The sequence below is a fragment of the Roseibium sp. MMSF_3247 genome (assembly GCF_030733765.1).
Classification (GTDB): domain Bacteria; phylum Pseudomonadota; class Alphaproteobacteria; order Rhizobiales; family Stappiaceae; genus Roseibium.
Window position 1 is genome coordinate 150,140 of sequence record NZ_JASHII010000001.1, and the last position, 20,026, is coordinate 170,165.

The following is a 20,026-nucleotide window of genomic DNA, read 5'->3' on the forward strand; positions in this document are numbered from 1 at the left end:
GCGGCCTTGGCCGCTTTTTTGATATCCGTAATAATCGATCAGATGTCCAGGTTGGCAACCGCCAAGGCGTTGTCCTGAATGAACTCCCGGCGGGGATCAACCTCATCGCCCATCAGCTTGGTGAAGATGTCGTCGGCATCGTCGGCCTCACGTACCTTGACCTGCAGGAGCGAGCGTACGTTCGGGTCCAGTGTAGTTTCCCAAAGCTGGTCAGGGTTCATTTCTCCCAGCCCCTTGTACCGCTGTAGAGAAATGCCTTTTTGTCCGAAGGCAAAAATATGCTGCAGCAGCGCGCGGGGGCCGCGGATCTCTGTTGGAACATCCTTGCGCTGCAAGACGGCAGCCTTGCCATACACCTCATTGAGGTGGTCGGCATGGGCGGCAAGGCGCCGGGCGTCCGCCGAGCCGAGCAATGCTGCATCGATCGTTGCAACTTCCTGAACGCCCCGGACGGTGCGGGTGAATACCAGACTGCCGTCGTCGCGGGCTTCTCCGGCCCAGCCACGCTCAAACTCATCGGCAAGAATATCCATCCGCCGGGCGATATAGGCAGCAGCTTCATCAGCCTTGCCTTGGTCTTCCAGGATTTCGGTGTTGAGGGCACCCGCAATGGCGGCTTGCTCGACCACATCCCGGTTGTAGCGTGAGTGAAGGCCGTCAAAGATGTCAGAGATCGCTCGCGCGGTCTCAACGACCTGCCGCAAATCCTGGCCAGTACGGACTTCGCCGTTTGCAAGCTTCAACGAGGTGTCGTCCGACCCTTGCGCGATGAGATAGTTCTCAAGCGCTTCCTGATCTTTCAGGTATTGCTCCGACTGACCACGTTTGACCTTATAGAGCGGAGGCTGGGCGATATAGACATAGCCGTTCTCGATCAGCTCGGGCATTTGACGGAAGAAGAAGGTCAAAAGCAGGGTTCGGATGTGCGCGCCGTCCACATCAGCATCGGTCATGATGATGATCTTGTGGTAGCGCAGCTTCTCGATATTGAATTCTTCCTTGCCGATCCCGGTGCCAAGGGCAGTGATCAGCGTTCCGATCTCGTTGGAAGAGAGCATCTTGTCAAAGCGCGCCCGCTCAACGTTCAAGATCTTACCCCGCAACGGCAAAACCGCCTGATTTTCCCGGTGCCGGCCCTGTTTCGCCGAGCCGCCCGCGGAATCACCCTCCACCAGGAAGAGTTCGGCCTTGGAAGCATCGCGTTCTTGGCAATCGGCAAGTTTTCCCGGCAAAGATGCAACATCCAGCGCGCCCTTGCGCCGTGTGAGTTCACGGGCTTTTCGCGCAGCTTCCCGGGCAGACGCTGCCTCAACAACTTTGGAGACAATGGTCTTCGCTGGTGCCGGATTTTCTTCCAGCCATTCGCTCAAGGTCTGGGAGATCAGGTTTTCAACCACCGGCCGAACTTCGGATGAAACCAGCTTGTCCTTGGTCTGCGATGAGAACTTCGGATCCGGAACCTTGACCGAAAGGACGCAGGTCAGGCCCTCACGGCAGTCGTCACCTGACAGCGAGACCTTTTCCTTTTTCATCAGCCCTGTCGATTCAGCGTAGCCGGTGACTTGGCGGGTCAACGCGCCGCGGAAGCCGGCCAAGTGCGTCCCGCCATCCCGTTGCGGGATATTGTTGGTAAAGCACAGAACCTGCTCGTGGTAGCTGTCGTTCCACCACATGGCCGCCTCGACGGTGATGCCGTCCTTTTCCGCCCGCACCGCGATCGGTGTTTCAATGAGCGGATGTTTGGCCCTGTCGAGATAGCGGACAAACGCTTCAAGGCCGCCCTCGTAGTAAAGTTCTTCAACCACATCTTCCACGCCGCGCTTGTCGGTCAGGATAATGCGGGCGCCGGAGTTCAAAAAAGCGAGCTCCCGAAGGCGGTGCTCCAAAGTCCCGAAGTCAAATTCAGTTTTAGTAAAAGTCTCTGGGGATGGCAGGAAGGTGACTTCCGTGCCTTTCTTTCCATTAGCTGGTCCGACAACTTCGAGCGGGCCCACAGCATCGCCATGGGCAAACGTCATGAAGTGTTCTTGGTCGTTCCGCCAGATGCGCAGATCCAGTTTCGTGGACAGCGCATTCACCACGGAGACACCTACGCCGTGCAAGCCGCCAGAGACCTTGTAGGAGTTCTGGTCGAACTTACCGCCGGCGTGCAGCTGGGTCATGATGACCTCGGCCGCCGAAACCCCCTCTTCAGGGTGAAGATCGGTCGGAATGCCGCGGCCGTTGTCGGAAACCGTCACCGACCCATCGGGGTTCAACGTCACGGTGACGTGGTCGGCATGTCCTGCCAGGGCTTCGTCAATCGCGTTGTCGACAACCTCATAGACCATGTGGTGCAGGCCCGACCCGTCGTCGGTGTCGCCGATATACATGCCGGGGCGTTTGCGGACCGCGTCCAAACCCTTCAGAACCTTGATGGAGTCGGCGCCATATTCGGCACCATTTTCTGCTTCGGGAGTGGCGCCGGGCTCGGGCGTAGACATATCGCTCATGCGAATCATTCACCAATCGGTTTTTGTTTCTTGGCCACGTTATACGGTGTTCCAACAGGCGTTCAACTGCACGCTCGCTGCAGGCCCGTTCAGGGCGGGAATATAGTGGAAAACCATAAGATTCAGGCGGATTTATGGGCTCCGGAAGCCCGGATCAGTCGGGCTTCGTTGTTGCCGACTTCAAACACTTCCGAATGAACCGGCAAAGCATCGAAGAGGGAGGCATCGGTGCCGGTCATAAACACCTGACCGCCGAGGGCATCCAGGCGTTCAAAAAGTGCTGCCCGGCGGTCCGGGTCAAGATGGGCGGCGACCTCATCAAGCAGCAAAACCGGTGTCATTCCGGAGACTTTTGCCGTGAGTTCAGCGTGCGCCAGAACGAGCCCAATCAAGAGTGCTTTTTGTTCTCCGGTAGAGGACTGAGCTGCAGGCATGTCCTTGGCGGCATGACGGACTTTCAGATCGCTCAAATGCGGTCCGGTCAAAGTGCGTCCTGCCGCGCGATCCCTACGCCGCCCTTGTTCCAGAAGCCGTCGGTAATGATCTTCCTGATCTGAAGCGCTCATACCGATCGTCTCGGCTTCAAACGTGCCTTCGAGCGAGAGTATTGCTTGCGGAAAGGTCGAGTTTTCAGCGGGCTGGCCGTCAATCATCTGCTTCAGCAGGCCGACGGTTTCCTGACGGGCAAATGAGACGGCTGTCCCGAGGCTTGCGACTTGAAGTTCGAGGGCGCTGAGGTAAGCATCCGACCCACCCTGGTCCAGCAGCTTGTTGCGCTGCCGGAGGGCGTTTTCAAAATCGCTGACACGGCGCCCATGCGCCGGGTCGATTGCAAGGGTCAGGCGGTCGAGAAACCGGCGCCTGTCGGATCCGGGGCCTGTAAACAGCCCATCCATTGACGGAACCAGCCAAAGCACCCGCATATAGTCGAGCAGGCTCTCCGAGGAGCGCATATCCTCACCATCGATCCGCACCTTGCGCCCGGGAACACCTGCAGTGGCTCCGGTCCCAAGACTTGTCTCCATATCATCAAGGTGGATCTTGGCAGAGACACTCCATGTCCCATCGCCGCCAACGCGGGCAATATCCGTCAAAGCCGCCCGGCGCAGTCCGCGCCCCGCCGTCAGAAAGGAGATCGCTTCCAGGATATTTGTTTTGCCGGCGCCATTTGCGCCGACAAAGGCCACCATGCCTGCCGACAAGCCGATGCCCATGGTGGCATAGTTACGGAAGCCGGTCAGGGTTAGACGGGTCAGCCGTGCCGACCGGGGTGCAGTCATGACCGGTTTCCGTTGGCGCGATTAGACCCGCATTGGCATCAGAACAAACAAACAGTCGTCGACTGTATTGTCCTGAATGAGGGTCGGGGATCCGGAATCTGCCAGACGGAACAGGGCCGTGTCGCTGCTGAGCTGGTTTGCAATGTCGAGCAGGTATCGGGAGTTAAAGCCGATTTCCAACGGATCCGAGTCGTACTCCACGGCCAGCTCTTCCGTTGCGCTGCCAGAATCCGGGTTGTTGACGGTTAAAACCATGCGCCCATCGCCAAGTGCCAACTTCACAGCACGTCCGCGCTCGGATGAGATTGTTGAGACGCGATCAACCGCTTCTTTGAATTCATCCCGATCAACGCGCATTTCCTTGTCGTTCCCTTGCGGGATCACACGGCCATAATCCGGGAAGGTGCCGTCGATGAGTTTCGATGTCAGAACAACCGTATCTGTTGTGATGCGGATCTTGGTGTCCGACAACTCAATTTGCACGTCCGCTTCCGGATTTTCCAAGAGCTTCTGGATTTCGCCGACTGTTTTGCGCGGCACAATAATGCCTGGCATGCCGGAGGAGCCGGAGGGTGCGGCGACCTCTGCCTGCGCCAGACGGTGGCCGTCGGTGGCAACAGCTCGGAATTGCTGGCCGTTGGCAGAGTCGACAGTGTGCAGATAGATCCCGTTCAGATAGTACCGGGTTTCCTCGGTGGAGATCGCAAACTGCGTGGTATCGATGAGTTTGCGGATGTCCGACGCGTTCAAGGTGAAGCCGTGGCTGAAATCACCAGCGGTCAGATCTGGAAAATCGGTTTCCGGCAGCATCTGCAGGGTGAATTTCGAACGGCCGGCGCGGATTTCCAGTGTGGTGTCGTCTCCGGTTGTTTCCAGAACAACCTGGGACCCTTCCGGCAGTTTTCTGACAATGTCATAGAACATGTGCGCTGGAACTGTCGTGGCACCTGGCATTTCGATCATGGCCGGCACGGTTTCGACAATCTCAAGATCCAGGTCGGTGGCCTTCAGGTTCAAGGCCCCACCATCGGCACGCAGCAAAACGTTGGACAAGATCGGGATAGTATTCCGGCGTTCGACCACCCGGTGCACATGGGTCAAGGACTTGAGGAGGTCGGTCCGCTCGAGGGTCGCTTTCATACGCTACATCCGTACTCGTGAAACACCAGACAGAACGTCCGGTCGACTGAATTCTTATGGGCTCCGGTGAGGGAGCGGGGGAAAGACACTGCCCTCAACCGGCTCCAAAAGCAAGGGGGCGCTCGCTTGGAACGCCCCCCTTTTTTGGCTGAAAAGACAGTCTATTCGTCTTAGGCGTCCAGCATGCGCTTCAGGAGTTCAATCTCCTGCGCGAGCGCATAGTCGGCACGGGCCATTTCTTCAATCTTGCGCACCGCGTGCAAAACTGTCGTGTGATCCCGATTTCCAAAACGGCGGCCGATTTCCGGCAGCGAGCGCGGTGTCATGACCTTTGCCAGGTACATCGCGATCTGACGCGGGCGTACGATCGTACGCGTGCGGCGCGCCGACAGCAGATCTGCCTTGGTCACATTGTAGTGCTTGGAGACCACGCGCTGAATGTCTTCAATCTTTACCCGGCGCGGTTCGCTGGAGCGAACCAGATCGCGCAAGGTCATCTCCGCCATTTCCTGGGTGATCGGCTGGTTGGTCAGCTGATTGTGCGCGATCAGACGGTTCAATGCACCTTCAAGATCACGGCCAGATGAGGCGACATGCCGTGCAATGTAGTCGAGCACGGAGTCCGGCACATCAAATTGCGGATAGGACTTGTGGGCCGCTTCAACGCGGGAGACCAGAATGTTCCTGCGCAGAACAAAATCCGGCTCCTGGATTCCAACAACAAGTCCCCCGGATAGGCGCGACCGTACGCGGTCGTCGAGTGTATCTAGGTCGGACGGTGCCCGATCCGCAGCAACGATCACCTGCCGAGCGCCGTCGATCAAGGCATTGAGAGTGTGGCAGAATTCCTGCTGCACCTGCTTGCCATGAAGGAACTGCATATCATCGATGAGGAGGAGGTCGATGGTGCGCAGGTTGTCTTTAAAGGCAAGGGCGGACTGCGATTTCAGCGCTGCAACGAACTTGTACATAAAGTGCTCGGCCGTCAGATAGAGCACTTTACGGCCGCTGTTGCGCACTTTCGATGCTACGGCCTGCATCAGATGGGTTTTGCCCAAACCCACAGACGCATGCAGGTAAAGCGGGTTGAACGTGACCGCTCCGCCAGCTGCGACTTGACGAGCAGCGGCCAGAGCAAGGTTGTTGGAATCGCCCTCAACGAAGGTCTCGAACGTGTATTTGGGATCAAGCGCTGCGCCCTGCAAAACATCACGGGCACTGTCAGATGCGCTGTCGCCCCGGCCAACGGCGGCTGTTGCCGCTTGCGCGCGGGTCACATGCGTCGCATCACCAATGTTTTCCGAGCGTGTGTCGATTGCCGCGTTCTGTGCGCCAGCCGCCCCTGCCGGCAGGCTCGGCTGAACAGCCGTCACCTGACGTGGCCGAATGGCGCCACGAACAGTCAATTCGATCCGATGGACGTTGTCGCATTCGCGCTGCCAAAGCCCCATCAGACGTTCATTGTAGTTATTTTGGATCCACTGCTTGAGAAACCGGGTCGGAACAGACAGCCGCACAGTGCCGTCCTGATGTTCTTCCAGATCAACCCGGGCGAACCAGCTGGTGAACACGTCGTCCCCCAGTTCCGCACGGAGTTGCTTTTTGACCCGCGTCCATTGTTCGGAGCCGCCTGCCTCCTGAACCTGCATGTTATCTGCCTCCTGTACTGGGAAGAACAGTCCGCCACAGCCGTTCTTCGTTCTAACGCCTTGCCGCTTTAGCAGCTTATGTGCCCCGTTTTTGGGGCGATTTTATTACAATCCGGGCACAGCCCGGTTATCTCCCCTGGTTACCAGGGGAATTTCTTAACCCTGTACCCAAGGCAATCCGGCGGCCTTCCAACCAGATTGCGTCCCGCGGTGGGCATGTGCATCAAGCCCGCCTTCGAAACCTTCAGATACATTGTAGCAATTTGTGTAGCCGGCTTGGGTCATTGCCTGGGCAGCCGCCTGACTGCGCGCGCCGGAGCGGCACAGAAAATAGATTGGCGTCTCCGGGTCAAGTTCTTTTTTGCTCAGGCGGTCAGAAAGGTCCTGAACGAACGCAGGATTAGGGCCGCTGGGCGGAAAGCTTTGCCATTCGGCAAAGATGGTTTCTTTGCCCAACGTACGCAGGTCCGGCACACCAACGAACGTCCACTCCGCTTGTGTGCGCACATCGACGAGGACTGCCTGAGTATTTTCGGTAAGAGCCGTAAATGCAGTTTGAACGTCAACGTTTCCCGCATACCCCAATTCGCTAAACACAATGCCCCCTTTCAAAGGCCGATCGGCCATTGAATTAAAGTTCTTATCAGTAGAATGAGAGTTTAAGTAGGTCCGGAGCGCGCCTAAAAATGATACATACTGAATACATCAATGTATTCATCTGCAACCCGGTTGGGTAAGTGCTCAGCGATGTGGAGTTTTGACTTTTTCATTGTTAGGTCCAAGCACTGTTTTTCGTGTCGCGCCGGTCTTTTCTCTGCCAGCACTGAGACAATATACAGCCAGCCCATTCGGTTCAACAGCCGTTCTGACGGATTATCGATTCCAGTGCCAAATGAGCCTAAAATGCCACATTGGGTGTGATCTGTGGGTGATGCTGCAAACGCTTTTTACTGCAATAACTTTTTGCCATTTTCGCATCCTGATTGGATGGATTTGAGCTTTGTTAAAAAAAATTTCGGAACTGATACCTTGACTCGTATCGAATCCGGTTTGAACCGGATTTGGATAGCCTACATATCTCTAAGGTGCTGAAAAATATAGATGTTCCTTGCTATAGAGAAGTTAAGCATTTTTTACAATCTGTCCGGGTGTCGCAGCTGATGTGGGCAATCCACAAAATTGCGCGGCTAAAAAAACCCGGCGCGATGGCCGGGTTCTTTGGATTGTCCGATTTGGGACGAATTTACGCGCTCAGTGCCTTGATCCGGGCATTGAGGCGGGAAACTTTCCGCGACGCCGTATTGGCGTGCATGGTGCCTTTGGAAGCAGCGCGCATGATTTCCGGCTGTGCTGCTTTGAAGGCGTCGTTTGCGGCAGCCTGGTCACCAGAAGCGATTGCTTCTTCAACCTTGCGCAGGTAAGTGCGCACCCGGCTCCGGCGAGCTTTATTCGTGGCCGTCCGGCGGGCAATCTTGCGGGCCGCCTTCTTGGCCGATGGTGTGTTGGCCATGGGCTCAATCCTGATCGGTATATTGGGACTCTTGTCCGGTGACGATCGGGACTTGAACGCCGAGGCGATGGAACCCGATCAAAAAACAACGGCGGCGGAAAACCGCCACCGATTGGGCGCTGCTTATAATCCTGACTTGGGCCGCCGTCAACGGCTTTGTCGCTGGTGAACCAAGATTATTTGTTGTTGAACTGTGGCGAACGTTTTTCAGTGAAGGCCGACATACCTTCTTTCTGGTCTTCCAGGGCAAACATGGCTTGAAAAACACGGCGTTCGAAGCGAACCCCTTCAGAGAGGGTTGTTTCATAAGACCGGTCGACACTCTCTTTTGCCATCATAACCACCGGCAACGAGAAGTCTGCGATCTTTTCCGCGGCTTTCAAAGCTTCTTCAAGGAGGTCATTGGCTGGCACGATGCGGCTGACAAGGCCGCTGCGCTCTGCTTCTTCCGCATCCATCATCCGCCCTGTCAGCACCATATCCATGGCCTTCGACTTACCAACAAAGCGGGTAAGGCGCTGGGTGCCACCTGCGCCCGGGATTACGCCAAGCGTGATTTCCGGCTGGCCAAACTTGGCTGTGTCAGCCGCAATGATGAAATCACACAGCATGGCAAGTTCGCAGCCGCCGCCGAGGGCGTAGCCTGCAACGGCGGCGATGATCGGCTTGCGGTTCTGTGATACCCGATCAAACGGGGTGATCAGGTCTGTCTGATAGGCGGTTGAGAAAGTGTGCGGCTGCATCTCTTTGATGTCAGCGCCGGCTGCAAATGCCTTTTCAGATCCCGTGATCACAACACAGCCGATTTTTTCATCTGCGTCGTAGGCATCCAGTGCGGAGCCGAGTTCCGCGATCAGTTCCGAATTGAGTGCGTTCAGTGCTTTTGGCCGATCAAGAGTGATCAACCCGACCTTGCCGCGTTTTTCAACCCGGATGTTCTTGTATCCCATCGTGTCTGCTCCCCGTGGCAGGATGTCTCGATTGCGTGCGCCATGGGTAGCCGACCGGGCCCGTGTCTGGCAAGGCATGACTGCCGTTTCAGGTGGAGTTCTACCTTTGGCAAATAGGGCAATAGAACGTCGATCTGTTCGACTGAACGATACGGCGCACAGTGCCGGTGCAGTCCGGTGTCCGGCAAGGCGCGCTCTCCCGGTCATAGACGGCAAAGGAGTGCTGGAAGTAGCCGAGTGTGCCGTCCGCTTGGGTGTGGTCCCGCAAAGAAGACCCCCCAGCCAAGATGGCATCTTCAAGCGTCTGGCGGATGTTTTGGGCAAGCAGGTCTGCTTTCTTCGTCGGCTTGCCTGACTTGGTTACAAGCGTGCTCGCCATTCGTTTGGGGTTGAGCCCGCTGCGCCAGAGCGCCTCACATACATATATATTCCCAAGACCGGCGATCAGCTTCTGGTTCAAGAGCGCGGCCTTCAACGGGGATTTACGGCCTGCAAAAAGACGCGCCAGGACCTCACCGCTCAGTGCATTCCCGAGTGGCTCCAGCCCAAGTTCCCGAAAATATGGATGCGCGGACAGGTCTGTGCGTGGAACAAGGTCCATGAAGCCAAAGCGGCGCGGGTCATTATAAATGATCCGTGCGCTGCCGTCGTTCGGAAGGCTTAAATGGAAGACAACATGGTCGTGTTTCGGATCCTTGTTCCGCTCGTGCGCAAACGCCCCGGGTGTTGACTGATCAATGTCGTTTTCGATGCGGAATGATCCCGACATGCCCATATGCATAATCAAGACATCACCGCTATCCGTGTCCACCAGCAGATACTTGGACCTGCGGGACAGGGCTGTGACAGTCCGACCGGTCAGTCTCTCCACGAAATCGTCGGGAAATGGAAACCGCAAGTCCGGCCGGTTCTGATCGACCTTGGTCAGGAGTGCTCCTTCGAATGTCGGCGCCAATCCACGTTTGACCGTTTCCACTTCGGGCAATTCAGGCATTTATTCTCTGGTCTCCGGTAAGGCAGCGCGATATAGGCCTGCGGCATATGGTGTTTTCGTGGCCGGCAAACATAGCGCTCTGAAGGCGCTTGTACTATGGTCCGGCCAAATTTTGGAAATGAATGACGCTTGGAGCCGCGCAGATGACGCAACAGGCTAATAGCCAGACCCGCACACCGGAAGATATGCCGACCAGTTTCGGCTTTACAAAGGTCGGCGAGGGGCAAAAGCAGGCCCTCGTGGACGACGTCTTCCACAAGGTCGCATCCCGCTATGACCTGATGAACGATCTGATGTCCGGCGGTCTGCACCGGGTTTGGAAAGATGCCATGGTGTCCTATCTGGCACCGCCAAAGTCCAGCGCGTCCGGATGGCGACTTTTGGACGTCGCGGGTGGCACAGGTGACATCTCTACGCGCGTGGTTGAGAAGTCTCACCGGTCTGCGAAGGCCGTCGTCTGCGACATCAACAATTCCATGCTCAATGTTGGCCGTGACCGGGCGGAAAAAGCGGGTCTCTCCGATCTGATCACGTTCTCGCAGGGCAACGCTGAAGACCTGCCCTTCCCGGACAAAAGTTTCGATGCCTATACGATCGCTTTCGGTATCCGGAATGTGCCGGACATTCCCAAGGCACTGCGTGAAGCGCATCGGGTCTTGAAGCGTGGCGGCCGCTTCATGTGTCTTGAGTTCTCGGAGGTCGACGTTCCCGGGCTCGATAAGGTCTACGACGCGTTTTCCTTCAATGCGATCCCGGCTATTGGCAAATGGGTGACCGGTGACGGTGAACCGTATCAGTATCTAGTGGAATCGATCCGCAAGTTTCCGAGCCAGGAACGCTTCGCTGAGATGATCCGCGAAGCTGGTTTTGCGCGGGTCACATATCGCAACTATTCCGGCGGGATCGCCGCATTGCATTCTGGTTGGAAACTCTGATCCATGGCATTTGCGGTGATGCCTTTCTTCCGCCTTGTGCGGGCTGGTTATGTCATGGCACGCGAAGGCGTGTTCGGTCTTGCGCATTTGCCCGACCTGCCGGCGGGGCCTCGGCTTGCGATCGGCATGGCGCGGCTACTGGAGCGCCGGGCGGTCAAAGACAAAAGTGCAGAACTGCGTCTTTCAGATGCAATGAACCGTCTCGGCCCATCCTATGTGAAACTTGGCCAGTTCCTGGCAACACGCGAAGATGTTGTTGGCAAAGAGGCAGCAAAGGATCTCGCGGCGCTTCAAGATCAGCTGGCCCCGTTTGATCACGAGGAAGCGCGGGCGGCGGTCGCCGAACAACTGGACCAGCCGATTGAAGATGTCTTCGTGGAGTTCGGCGAGGCAGTCGCTGCAGCCTCGATCGCGCAAGTCCATCCCGCGATCGTTCGCGATAAAGACGGTACCGAGCGCAAAGTCGCGGTGAAGGTTCTCCGGCCCGGTGTGCAGCGTCGGTTCCAGCGTGATCTTGAAAGCTATTATCTGGTCGCCCGGTTGGTTGAGCGCTTTCATGCGCCATCCCGCAGGCTCCGTCCCGTGGCGGTCGTCGACACTCTTGCGCAATCGGTCGCGATGGAAATGGATTTCCGCCTGGAGGCCGCGGGCCTCTCAGAAATGGCAGAGAACACCGTGGAAGATCCAGGGTTCCGCGTGCCTCAGGTTGACTGGATTCGGACCGCCAAGGGCGTCCTAACGATGGAATGGATCGACGGCCGCAAGATGTCGGACGTCGAAGGTCTCACAGAAGATGGGCAGGATCTGGAGGCACTTGGTGCAGCAGTCATCCAAAGTTTCCTGCGCCACACGCTGCGAGACGGCTACTTTCATGCAGATATGCACCAGGGAAACCTTTTCGTTGAGCCGGATGGCACCTTGGTCGCTGTCGATTTCGGAATTACCGGCCGGCTCAGCAAGCGCGAGCGGAGATTCTTGGCCGAAATTCTGTTTGGGTTCATCACGCGCAACTACAAACGGGTCGCAGAGGTCCACTTTGAGGCTGGCTATGTGCCAGCCGATCAGGATGTCGATCTTTTTGCGCAGGCGATTCGAGCCATTGGCGAGCCGATCCATGGCCACGATGCCAGTGAAATCTCAATGGCCCGGCTGCTGACGCAATTGTTCGAGGTGACCGAACTATTCGAAATGCGCACCCAGACGCAATTGATCATGTTGCAGAAGACCATGGTCGTTGTGGAAGGGGTTGCCCGTTCTCTCAACCCGCGGCTCGACATGTGGCGGACCGCAGAGCCGGTGGTTGGAACCTGGATCAAGGAGCATCTTGGGCCTGTTGGCAGGGTGCGGGATGCGGGGGATGCGCTGTCTGCACTAGCTCGGATTGCAACGGATATGCCGCTGTTTGCCGACCGGATTGGCCGCATGTCGGAAGAAATAGAAAAGATGACGACCCAGGGGCTGCGGTTTAGCGAGGAAACGGCTGAATCGATTGGAAAGGCCGAGGCCCGGCATACACGCTCCGGCCGCATTGCGCTGTGGGTGATCGCTCTTGCGCTGAGCGCGATTGCTGTTGACGCTCTCATTTAAACTCGGTGCGTGTTCATGAGATGAAACACCCGTATTGTTGACGAGGTAGAAAGATCATTCTACCCATGCAGTATTGTTTTGTTATCTGCATGGAGATCCGATGCCCGACATACCGAACCGCATGAGTGGCATGGTGCTCACTGCCCATGGGGGGCTTGAGTGTTTGCAATGGCGGGAGGATCTTGTCGTGCCGATCCCGGAGCCGGGACAGGTCTTGATCAGGGTCGGGGCGGCAGCCGTTAACAACACGGACATCAACACTCGGATCGGCTGGTATTCAAAGAGCGTCCGAGGCGATACTGCTGCGACTGCGTCGGAGGGATCTAGCGGAGCTACGAATACAGATGGTGGCTGGTCGGGAGCGCTGAACTTTCCTTTGGTGCAAGGCGCGGATTGCTGTGGGCAGGTTGTTGCCGTTGGTGAAGGCGTGGATACTGGTCGCATTGGAGAGCGTGTCTTAGTTCGGCCAATGCAGGTGCCCAAGAAACCTGAGCATGCGCATCTCCCGCTGGTGACCTTCGGCTCTGAATTCGACGGTGGGTTTGCTGACTATGCCGTTGCAAATTCTGAAGACGCCCTGGCAGTCTCCTCAAAACTCAGCGATGTGGAACTGGCGTCCTTTCCCTGCGCGTATTCAACAGCGGAAGGAATGATTCAAAAGAGTTCCCTCGGTGCGGAGCGTGTCCTCATTACCGGAGCTTCGGGCGGTGTTGGTTCGGCTGCAATTCAGCTGGCCAAGCGCCGGGGCGCCCATGTCACGGCCGTCACGACCCCGGTAAAGTCCGAAGCCTTGAAAGGGATGGGGGCGGATGCCACCCTTGACCGCAAGGATGAACTGCCTGAAGCAGCCTTTGACGTCGTTCTTGACCTCGTTGGAGGGCCGAATTTTCCATATTTGCTGAACTGTTTGAAAAACGGTGGTCGGTATGCGGTTGCTGGGGCCATTGCTGGTCCGATTGTCGAGTTGGACTTGCGGACGCTCTACCTTAAGGATCTGGCGTTTTTTGGCTGCACCAGACAGGATCCGAAAGTCTTTGAAGACCTGATTGGGTACATCGAGCGCGGTGAAATCCGGCCCATGATCTCAAAAACGTTTCCACTGAAAGATATGGTCGCGGCTCAAGAAGCGTTTTTGTCTAAGAGATATGCTGGAAAGATCGGACTTCTGGTCAGTTGATACTTGTTTCTTGGGCTCCGGCTCACGTCACCCTGTGATACTAGAACCGGTTTGTCACGGTATGGCGTCCAGTAATGTCTCACCCGCAGCTTCGATGTGAAGCTTCAAAACACGGGTGGCTCTCGCGGTGTCTCGGGTATGGCACGCGCCCACGATGTCTTGGTGGTCTTTAAGCCATTGAGCGGTCTGGTCTGGCAGGATGCCATATCCTGCAATATGAATGCGGCAGGTTTGGCGAAGCTGGTCGATCATGCCGATCTGGCGGGCTTTTCCGGAAGGCAAATAAAGTGCCTTGTGAAAGGCCCAGTCTCCATCTGACCAGTTTGCGGTTTCGGCATCGATCGATGAATGACGGAAAGCTGCGGAAATCCGCTCCAGGTCTGCGTCCCGCATCTGATCAATCGCTGTTGCAAGGCAATTGCATTCCAGCAGAACTCTTATGTCATAGATTTCACGAATTTCGTCACGTGTCAGCGAGATCACGCGGGCTCTGCGGTTTGGGACAAGATCGATCAGGCCGCGGGCGGCCAGAAGCTGAAGGGCGTCGCGGATCGGAATACGGCTCACCTTGAACCGCTCAGCAATCTCGCCTTGTTTCAATTCCGCGCCAGGCCGGTAGCGGCCCGCTATAATATCCGCTTGCAGGCTGTCAGCGATGTGTTCTGCGGACATTGTTCCCCCGAAAAAGGTCGTCTGATGACTGAGTTAAGGCACTTGACAAAGCTGTGCAATTTCAAAATGTATAAATGTATACATTTAGTGAGGGCGCATGACCAAAACCCATGAATACGTCTCCAACATCGTTTGGACGGGAAATCGCGGGCAGGGCACAAAGACGTACCAAGGGTATGATCGAACCTGGGAAATTCGCACACTCGGAAAGCCGCCGGTGCAGTGCTCGAATGATCCGGTCCTGGGAGGTGATCCGTCTCTGCATAACCCTGAAGATCTTTTGCTTTCTGCCCTCTCCAGTTGTCACATGCTGTGGTATCTGCATCTGGCCAGCAACGCAGGTATTGCTGTCATGGGTTATGAAGATACGCCGCTTGCCGAGGGCGAAACCGAGCGGAGCGGCGCTGGGCGTTTCTTGAGCGCGACGCTCAGGCCAACGATTACGGTGCCGGAAGGCACGGACTTGATTGCCGCGGATGCCATCCACGCTGAGATCCACAACGTTTGCTTCATTGCGCGCTCTGTGAATTTTCCGGTGCATTTTGAGGCCAGTTACAAAACAGCTTGAGACCTACGGCGCGGTCACCCGTCGAAGGGTGAGGTTGATCCGACCGCCGTTTTTCAAAAGTTTGGACGTGCCGCCGAGAATTCGGTCGATACCGTGATAGGCGAGGCGTGCATCTCCGCCGAGCACCACCACATCACCGGAATTCAACCGGAACGATTTCGTCGGATCCTTCCGGTTGGCTCCCCCCACGCGGAATGTTGCAGTGTCCCCAAGCGAGACCGAGACAACAGGCGCATCAAACATGGCTTCGTCCCTGTCTTGATGCAGGCCCATCCGGGCGCTGGGTTCATAGAAGTTGATAAGGCAAGCTTCCGGTTCGGGGGCGTCAGGAGCCACCGCTTTCCAGAGTTCAAGGAGACGCGCCGGAATGGCAGGCCACATTTGTCCGGTCACTGGATGGTTTGGCTGATAGCGGTAGCCGTTGATGTCGGACACCCAGCCAAGCGGACCGCAATTGCTCATTTTGACGGAAAACGGTTTTCCCGTTTTCGGCATGACGGGCAGAAAGAGTGGCGCTGTGGCAACGACCTCCCGAACGTCGGCAAGAAGAGCTTCCTGCGCCGTTTTGTCAAAATATTCCGGCAGGTATTTGAGGCCGGTCAGGCCGTTGATGGCGATGGTCTGCATAGGGACAGGTATACGTGAAAACTTTAGTCACCGCATCCGCCGCACCCGGAACCACCGCCACCACCGCCGTCAGACCCGCATCCGCCAGAGCCGCAACCGGATCCTTTGGTCGATTTTTTCGCCAGTGCAATCAGGACCAGCGCCACGGCAACGATCCCGAAGAAAAACCAGAGCGTATGCTGTGTAGCCCAGTGCCACATCATGTTGCGGAGCTGTTCCAGCACGGTGTCGCCCGCCGGTGTGCCATGGGCGAGGGCCAAACTGGTGCCTGCGAATAGCGCAAACAGCACCGCAGCGGCCCCTTGAATAGATGCAGGAACACGTCGCAGACAGTGTCCAGAAGTTTTGATCGTTGAGAGCCAGCCCGGTTTGCGGAGAACCCAGAAATCCTGTGTATTGATCCGGAGGAAATGCGGTGCCTTGCCAAATCGCTCGTGTGCAGGTGGCCAGATGTCGGGCGGCGGCTCCCCAAATTCCTGGCGATAGAGTGTGAGGGTCTGCTCATAGGCCCTATGAAATATCAGAGCCTGGTCCACACCGCCTTTTGTTGGCATGTGATGCAGCGCTGCTCCCAGGGCTTCTTTGAACGGTCCCCAATAATGACGCGTGTAGGTCAGATGCAAGTGCCAGGCCTGATCGACTTCATCGCTGGGCGTGACCATACCGGCCTTCATTTGGCTGAGATAGGCAAATCGTTGATACTCAACAACAACACGCGCTGCGAAACTTTTGGTCCATCCATTGTCCCTGGCCAGACGTTGGGAAAACGGGAACGATGCCTCCACATCATCCGGGTGGCATCGGGATATGCGGTGCCAGAGGTCGGGATTGCGCATAGTGCTGTCTCCGAAGCCAGGAAATTGGTCTGGAGCAGCTTATGCGAGGCCGTTAAACAAATTCCGAAGTGAAACCGTTGAAAACAACACTACCTGCTTAGCTGCAGTGTCGCCGGTAACCTTCTGCAAAGAAATATCGCCGACATATCCCAAAGCCTGCAATAGCCTGTGAAAAGGTCTCTTGCAGGCAAAGTTTCATCCACCTATATAGCGGTCAAGCGTCGCGCCAAATCCTGGGCATTTGCCCCGGCGCGGCATCCGGGAGGATCCCGGAAACCCAAAGAGGAGCCGGTTTGACGCCTTTAAGGGTCTCACCGGTTTGCTAGAAAGAGAGGCAAAAATGGCAAAGGTCATTGGTATCGACCTCGGCACGACGAACTCGTGCGTCGCTGTCATGGACGGCAAAGATTCCAAAGTTATTGAAAACGCAGAAGGCGCCCGCACTACCCCATCCATGGTGGCGTTCTCGGACGACGGTGAGCGTCTTGTTGGCCAGCCGGCAAAACGCCAGGCGGTCACAAACCCGACAAACACCCTTTTCGCAGTCAAGCGTCTGATCGGCCGCCGGTTCGATGATCCAACCGTGGCTAAAGACCAGAAGCTGGTTCCCTTTGACATTGTCAAGGCCGACAACGGCGATGCGTGGGTAGAAGCCAACGGCGATAAGTATTCCCCGTCCCAGGTTTCTGCATTCATTCTGCAGAAAATGAAGGAAACCGCTGAGAGCTATCTCGGTGAGAAGATCGAGCAGGCGGTTATCACCGTTCCGGCCTACTTCAACGATGCTCAGCGTCAGGCAACCAAGGATGCGGGCAAGATTGCCGGTCTTGAAGTCCTGCGGATCATCAACGAGCCGACAGCAGCCGCACTGGCCTACGGTCTCGACAAGAACGACGGCAAGACCATCGCGGTTTACGACCTTGGTGGCGGTACGTTCGACGTGTCCATCCTGGAAATCGGCGACGGCGTCTTCGAAGTGAAGTCCACCAACGGCGACACCTTCCTCGGTGGTGAAGACTTCGACATGGTTCTCGTCGATTATCTGGCTGCCGAGTTCAAGAAAGAACAGGGCATTGACCTGAAGAACGACAAGCTGGCTCTGCAGCGTCTGAAAGAAGCTGCCGAAAAAGCAAAGATCGAACTGTCTTCCTCGTCCCAGACCGAAATCAACCTGCCGTTTATCACGGCAGATGCGTCCGGTCCGAAGCACCTGACCTTGAAGTTGACCCGCGCCAAGTTCGAAGCTCTGGTTGAAGACCTCGTCAAGCGCACCGTCAAGCCGATGGAAGCCGCGCTGAAAGATGCAGGTCTGGCCGCTGGTGAAATCGACGAAGTGGTTCTGGTCGGCGGCATGACACGTATGCCGAAGGTTCAGGAAACTGTTCACAAGTTCTTCGGCAAAGAGCCGCACAAGGGTGTGAACCCGGACGAAGTGGTCGCCATGGGTGCTGCCATCCAGGCCGGCGTTCTGCAGGGCGACGTCAAAGACGTTCTTCTGCTCGACGTTACTCCGCTGTCTCTTGGTATTGAAACCCTTGGCGGTGTCTTCACACGTCTGATCGATCGCAATACGACGATCCCGACGAAGAAGAGCCAGGTGTTCTCAACTGCTGAGGACAATCAGACGGCTGTGACCATCCGCGTCTTCCAGGGCGAGCGTGAAATGGCCGCGGACAACAAGGTCCTTGGTCAGTTCGACCTGGTCGGACTGCCGCCGGCACCGCGTGGCGTTCCGCAGATCGAAGTGACCTTCGACATCGATGCGAACGGTATCGTAAATGTGTCTGCGAAAGATAAGGGCACGGGTAAAGAGCAGCAGATCCGGATTCAGGCATCCGGTGGTCTGTCCGACGCCGACATCGATCAGATGGTCAAGGACGCGGAAGCGCATGCGGACGAAGACAAGAAGCGCAAAGAGCTTGTAGAAGCCAAGAACCAGGGCGAGTCGCTTGTTCATTCGACCGAGAAGTCTTTGGCCGACTATGGCGACAAGGTTTCCGAAGACGACAAGTCCGCGATCGAAAGCGCTCTTGGCGATCTGAAGACCGCGCTTGAAGGCGAAGACCTTGAAGACATCAAGGCCAAGACACAGGCTCTGGCCGAAGCGTCCATGAAGCTTGGCGAAGCCATGTATCAGCAGGCCCAAGCCGATGCCGAGGCGAATGCTGAAGGCGGCGAAGCCGATGCTGAAAAAGCCGATGATGATGTCGTTGATGCGGATTTTGAAGAAGTCAAAGACGACGACGATAAGAAATCTGCATAACTGAAAACCTGTGCAGCCAGCCGTTTACCGGCTGGCTGCTTGATTTCCGGCGCCGGTTGCGCAGATGCCTGACTTCAGGCACATGCGCCCTGCGCCTTTGCCGTGATGGCGCTGAGTGATAGTGGCAGCCACCGGTAGGACAAGACCGAGAGATCTTGATGTCGAAACGTGATTTCTATGAAGTTCTGGGAGTTGCACGTGATGCGGACGACAAGGCGCTCAAGAGCGCTTACCGCAAAATGGCGATGCAGTTCCACCCAGACCGCAATCCAGGCGATGCGGAAGCTGAAGCGAAATTCAAGGAAGTCAATGAAGCCTACGACACGCTGAAAGACGGCCAGAAACGCGCAGCTTACGACCGGTTCGGCCATGCGGCCTTTGAAAACGGCGGATTTGGCGGTGGTGGCGGTGCCGGCGCCCATGACTTCTCTTCGACAATGTCGGATATCTTCGAAGAGTTCTTTGGAATGGGCGGTGGTGGCCGGAGATCCGGAGGCCGCGAGCGCGGCGCAGACCTGCGCTACAACCTCGATGTGACACTCGAAGATGCGTTTACCGGCAAGACCGTCGAGATCGAAGTCCCAACAAGCATCACCTGTGACATCTGTTCAGGCTCTGGCGCGAAACCGGGCACAAGCCCGACGACCTGCCGGACCTGCGGTGGCGCTGGCCGCGTACGGGCTGCGCAGGGCTTCTTTACACTTGAGCGCACATGTCCGAGCTGTCAGGGCAAAGGACAGGTGATTTCTGATCCATGTACTGGGTGTGGCGGCTCGGGCCGCAAAACTCAGGAACGGACCCTATCCGTCAATATTCCGGCCGGTATCGAAGACGGAACAAGGATCCGTCTTGCCGGTGAAGGCGAGGCCGGTGTGCGCGGTGGCCCCTCCGGGGACCTTTATATTTTCTTGTCAATCCGCCCGCATGACCTGTTCCAGCGCGACGGGGCAGACCTCTATTGCCGCGTTCCGATTTCCATGTCGACGGCAACTCTCGGCGGTCAATTCGATGTGCCAACGGTCGACGGTTCAACGAGCCGTGTGAAAGTGCCGGAAGGAACACAGACCGGAAAACAGTTCCGCCTTCGAGGCAAGGGCATGCCGGTCATGCGGTCCAGCCAGCACGGTGATATGTACATTCAGGTCACCGTTGAAACACCGACCAATTTGACCAAACGCCAGCGGGAACTTCTTGCGGAGTTTGAAAAGGAATCCTCAGGCGAAAACCACCCGGCGTCGGCTGGCTTTTTCTCCAAGGTCAAGGATTTTATCGACAATTTAAGCACATAACCGCCGCGCCCCGCTTCTGGTAACGCTGACCGAACACGCCTATATGTAAATTTCATG

General features: G+C 56.6%; 17 protein-coding genes. 6 read left to right on the plus strand and 11 right to left on the minus strand.

Annotated features, from left to right (window positions below; all coding sequences use genetic code 11):
- Positions 1-38 precede the first annotated feature (38 nt).
- The 8 genes from gyrB to mutM all read right to left on the minus strand — a co-directional run bounded on the left by gyrB (position 39) and on the right by mutM (position 10,015).
- A complete protein-coding gene (gyrB, locus tag RBB44_RS00590; RefSeq protein ID WP_209172063.1) occupies positions 39-2,492 on the minus strand; it encodes a DNA topoisomerase (ATP-hydrolyzing) subunit B in 2,454 nt (817 codons plus the stop codon).
- Between the two features lie 122 nt (positions 2,493-2,614).
- Positions 2,615-3,772, minus strand: coding sequence for a DNA replication/repair protein RecF (recF, locus tag RBB44_RS00595; protein WP_306147989.1), 1,158 nt, complete (start codon positions 3,770-3,772; stop codon positions 2,615-2,617).
- 21 nt (positions 3,773-3,793) lie between these two features.
- Positions 3,794-4,912, minus strand: coding sequence for a DNA polymerase III subunit beta (gene dnaN, locus RBB44_RS00600; RefSeq protein WP_306147990.1), 1,119 nt, complete (start codon positions 4,910-4,912; stop codon positions 3,794-3,796).
- A gap of 170 nt (positions 4,913-5,082) precedes the next feature.
- A complete protein-coding gene (gene dnaA, locus RBB44_RS00605) occupies positions 5,083-6,561 on the minus strand; it encodes a chromosomal replication initiator protein DnaA (protein WP_306147991.1) in 1,479 nt (492 codons plus the stop codon).
- A 156-nt stretch (positions 6,562-6,717) separates the two neighbouring features.
- Positions 6,718-7,188, minus strand: a complete 471-nt coding sequence (locus RBB44_RS00610; RefSeq protein WP_306147992.1) for a rhodanese-like domain-containing protein — start codon at positions 7,186-7,188, stop codon at positions 6,718-6,720.
- A 616-nt stretch (positions 7,189-7,804) separates the two neighbouring features.
- Positions 7,805-8,071 carry a 30S ribosomal protein S20 gene (gene rpsT / locus RBB44_RS00615; protein WP_040451298.1) on the minus strand — a complete coding sequence of 89 codons (267 nt, stop codon included), beginning with the start codon at positions 8,069-8,071 and terminating at the stop codon, positions 7,805-7,807.
- A gap of 176 nt (positions 8,072-8,247) precedes the next feature.
- A complete protein-coding gene (locus tag RBB44_RS00620; protein WP_306147993.1) occupies positions 8,248-9,021 on the minus strand; it encodes an enoyl-CoA hydratase in 774 nt (257 codons plus the stop codon).
- Positions 9,022-9,121: 100 nt separating this feature from the next.
- On the minus strand, positions 9,122-10,015 hold the full coding sequence (gene mutM, locus RBB44_RS00625) for a bifunctional DNA-formamidopyrimidine glycosylase/DNA-(apurinic or apyrimidinic site) lyase (protein ID WP_306147994.1): 894 nt from the start codon (positions 10,013-10,015) through the stop codon (positions 9,122-9,124).
- 143 nt (positions 10,016-10,158) lie between these two features.
- Between mutM and ubiE the strand changes: the two genes are divergently transcribed.
- The 3 genes from ubiE to RBB44_RS00640 all read left to right on the plus strand — a co-directional run bounded on the left by ubiE (position 10,159) and on the right by RBB44_RS00640 (position 13,714).
- Positions 10,159-10,950, plus strand: a complete 792-nt coding sequence (ubiE, locus tag RBB44_RS00630) for a bifunctional demethylmenaquinone methyltransferase/2-methoxy-6-polyprenyl-1,4-benzoquinol methylase UbiE (protein WP_306147995.1) — start codon at positions 10,159-10,161, stop codon at positions 10,948-10,950.
- Between the two features lie 3 nt (positions 10,951-10,953).
- Positions 10,954-12,537 carry a 2-polyprenylphenol 6-hydroxylase gene (gene ubiB, locus RBB44_RS00635; RefSeq protein ID WP_133949334.1) on the plus strand — a complete coding sequence of 528 codons (1,584 nt, stop codon included), beginning with the start codon at positions 10,954-10,956 and terminating at the stop codon, positions 12,535-12,537.
- Between the two features lie 100 nt (positions 12,538-12,637).
- Positions 12,638-13,714 (plus strand): alcohol dehydrogenase family protein, encoded by a 1,077-nt coding sequence (locus tag RBB44_RS00640; RefSeq protein ID WP_306147996.1) that lies wholly within the window; start codon positions 12,638-12,640, stop codon positions 13,712-13,714.
- Between the two features lie 54 nt (positions 13,715-13,768).
- On the opposite strand, the gene RBB44_RS00645 is transcribed toward RBB44_RS00640, so the two are convergent.
- Entirely contained in the window at positions 13,769-14,386 is a 618-nt protein-coding gene (locus tag RBB44_RS00645; protein ID WP_306147997.1) for a GntR family transcriptional regulator, read from the minus strand.
- A 97-nt stretch (positions 14,387-14,483) separates the two neighbouring features.
- On the opposite strand from RBB44_RS00645, the gene RBB44_RS00650 reads away from it, so the two are divergent.
- Positions 14,484-14,954, plus strand: a complete 471-nt coding sequence (locus RBB44_RS00650; protein WP_306147998.1) for an OsmC family protein — start codon at positions 14,484-14,486, stop codon at positions 14,952-14,954.
- A 3-nt stretch (positions 14,955-14,957) separates the two neighbouring features.
- Here the strand turns inward: RBB44_RS00650 and RBB44_RS00655 are convergent, their stop codons facing one another.
- Together RBB44_RS00655 and RBB44_RS00660 are read right to left on the minus strand one after the other, a co-directional pair.
- Positions 14,958-15,581, minus strand: a complete 624-nt coding sequence (locus tag RBB44_RS00655; RefSeq protein ID WP_306147999.1) for an alpha-ketoglutarate-dependent dioxygenase AlkB — start codon at positions 15,579-15,581, stop codon at positions 14,958-14,960.
- 23 nt (positions 15,582-15,604) lie between these two features.
- Positions 15,605-16,417, minus strand: coding sequence for a hypothetical protein (locus tag RBB44_RS00660; RefSeq protein WP_306148000.1), 813 nt, complete (start codon positions 16,415-16,417; stop codon positions 15,605-15,607).
- 340 nt (positions 16,418-16,757) lie between these two features.
- Here RBB44_RS00660 and dnaK point away from each other — a divergent pair, with 340 nt between their 5' ends.
- Both dnaK and dnaJ read left to right on the plus strand, forming a co-directional pair.
- Entirely contained in the window at positions 16,758-18,680 is a 1,923-nt protein-coding gene (dnaK, locus tag RBB44_RS00665; protein WP_306148001.1) for a molecular chaperone DnaK, read from the plus strand.
- 158 nt (positions 18,681-18,838) lie between these two features.
- Entirely contained in the window at positions 18,839-19,969 is a 1,131-nt protein-coding gene (gene dnaJ, locus RBB44_RS00670) for a molecular chaperone DnaJ (RefSeq protein WP_133949320.1), read from the plus strand.
- Positions 19,970-20,026 lie beyond the last annotated feature (57 nt).

Bases quoted from the DNA above. Each gene is read 5' to 3' on its own strand.
- mutM (WP_306147994.1), bottom strand. From the start codon at position 10,015: ATGCCTGAATTGCCCGAAGTGGAAACGGTCAAACGTGGATTGGCGCCG.
- dnaK (WP_306148001.1), top strand. From the start codon at position 16,758: ATGGCAAAGGTCATTGGTATCGACCTCGGCACGACGAACTCGTGCGTC.
- dnaJ (WP_133949320.1), top strand. From the start codon at position 18,839: ATGTCGAAACGTGATTTCTATGAAGTTCTGGGAGTTGCACGTGATGCG.
- dnaN (WP_306147990.1), bottom strand. From the start codon at position 4,912: ATGAAAGCGACCCTCGAGCGGACCGACCTCCTCAAGTCCTTGACCCAT.
- dnaA (WP_306147991.1), bottom strand. From the start codon at position 6,561: ATGCAGGTTCAGGAGGCAGGCGGCTCCGAACAATGGACGCGGGTCAAA.
- ubiB (WP_133949334.1), top strand. From the start codon at position 10,954: ATGGCATTTGCGGTGATGCCTTTCTTCCGCCTTGTGCGGGCTGGTTAT.
- RBB44_RS00640 (WP_306147996.1), top strand. From the start codon at position 12,638: ATGCCCGACATACCGAACCGCATGAGTGGCATGGTGCTCACTGCCCAT.
- gyrB (WP_209172063.1), bottom strand. From the start codon at position 2,492: ATGAGCGATATGTCTACGCCCGAGCCCGGCGCCACTCCCGAAGCAGAA.
- RBB44_RS00650 (WP_306147998.1), top strand. From the start codon at position 14,484: ATGACCAAAACCCATGAATACGTCTCCAACATCGTTTGGACGGGAAAT.
- RBB44_RS00660 (WP_306148000.1), bottom strand. From the start codon at position 16,417: ATGCGCAATCCCGACCTCTGGCACCGCATATCCCGATGCCACCCGGAT.
- RBB44_RS00655 (WP_306147999.1), bottom strand. From the start codon at position 15,581: ATGCAGACCATCGCCATCAACGGCCTGACCGGCCTCAAATACCTGCCG.
- RBB44_RS00620 (WP_306147993.1), bottom strand. From the start codon at position 9,021: ATGGGATACAAGAACATCCGGGTTGAAAAACGCGGCAAGGTCGGGTTG.
- recF (WP_306147989.1), bottom strand. From the start codon at position 3,772: ATGACTGCACCCCGGTCGGCACGGCTGACCCGTCTAACCCTGACCGGC.
- ubiE (WP_306147995.1), top strand. From the start codon at position 10,159: ATGACGCAACAGGCTAATAGCCAGACCCGCACACCGGAAGATATGCCG.
- RBB44_RS00610 (WP_306147992.1), bottom strand. From the start codon at position 7,188: ATGGCCGATCGGCCTTTGAAAGGGGGCATTGTGTTTAGCGAATTGGGG.
- RBB44_RS00645 (WP_306147997.1), bottom strand. From the start codon at position 14,386: ATGTCCGCAGAACACATCGCTGACAGCCTGCAAGCGGATATTATAGCG.
- rpsT (WP_040451298.1), bottom strand. From the start codon at position 8,071: ATGGCCAACACACCATCGGCCAAGAAGGCGGCCCGCAAGATTGCCCGC.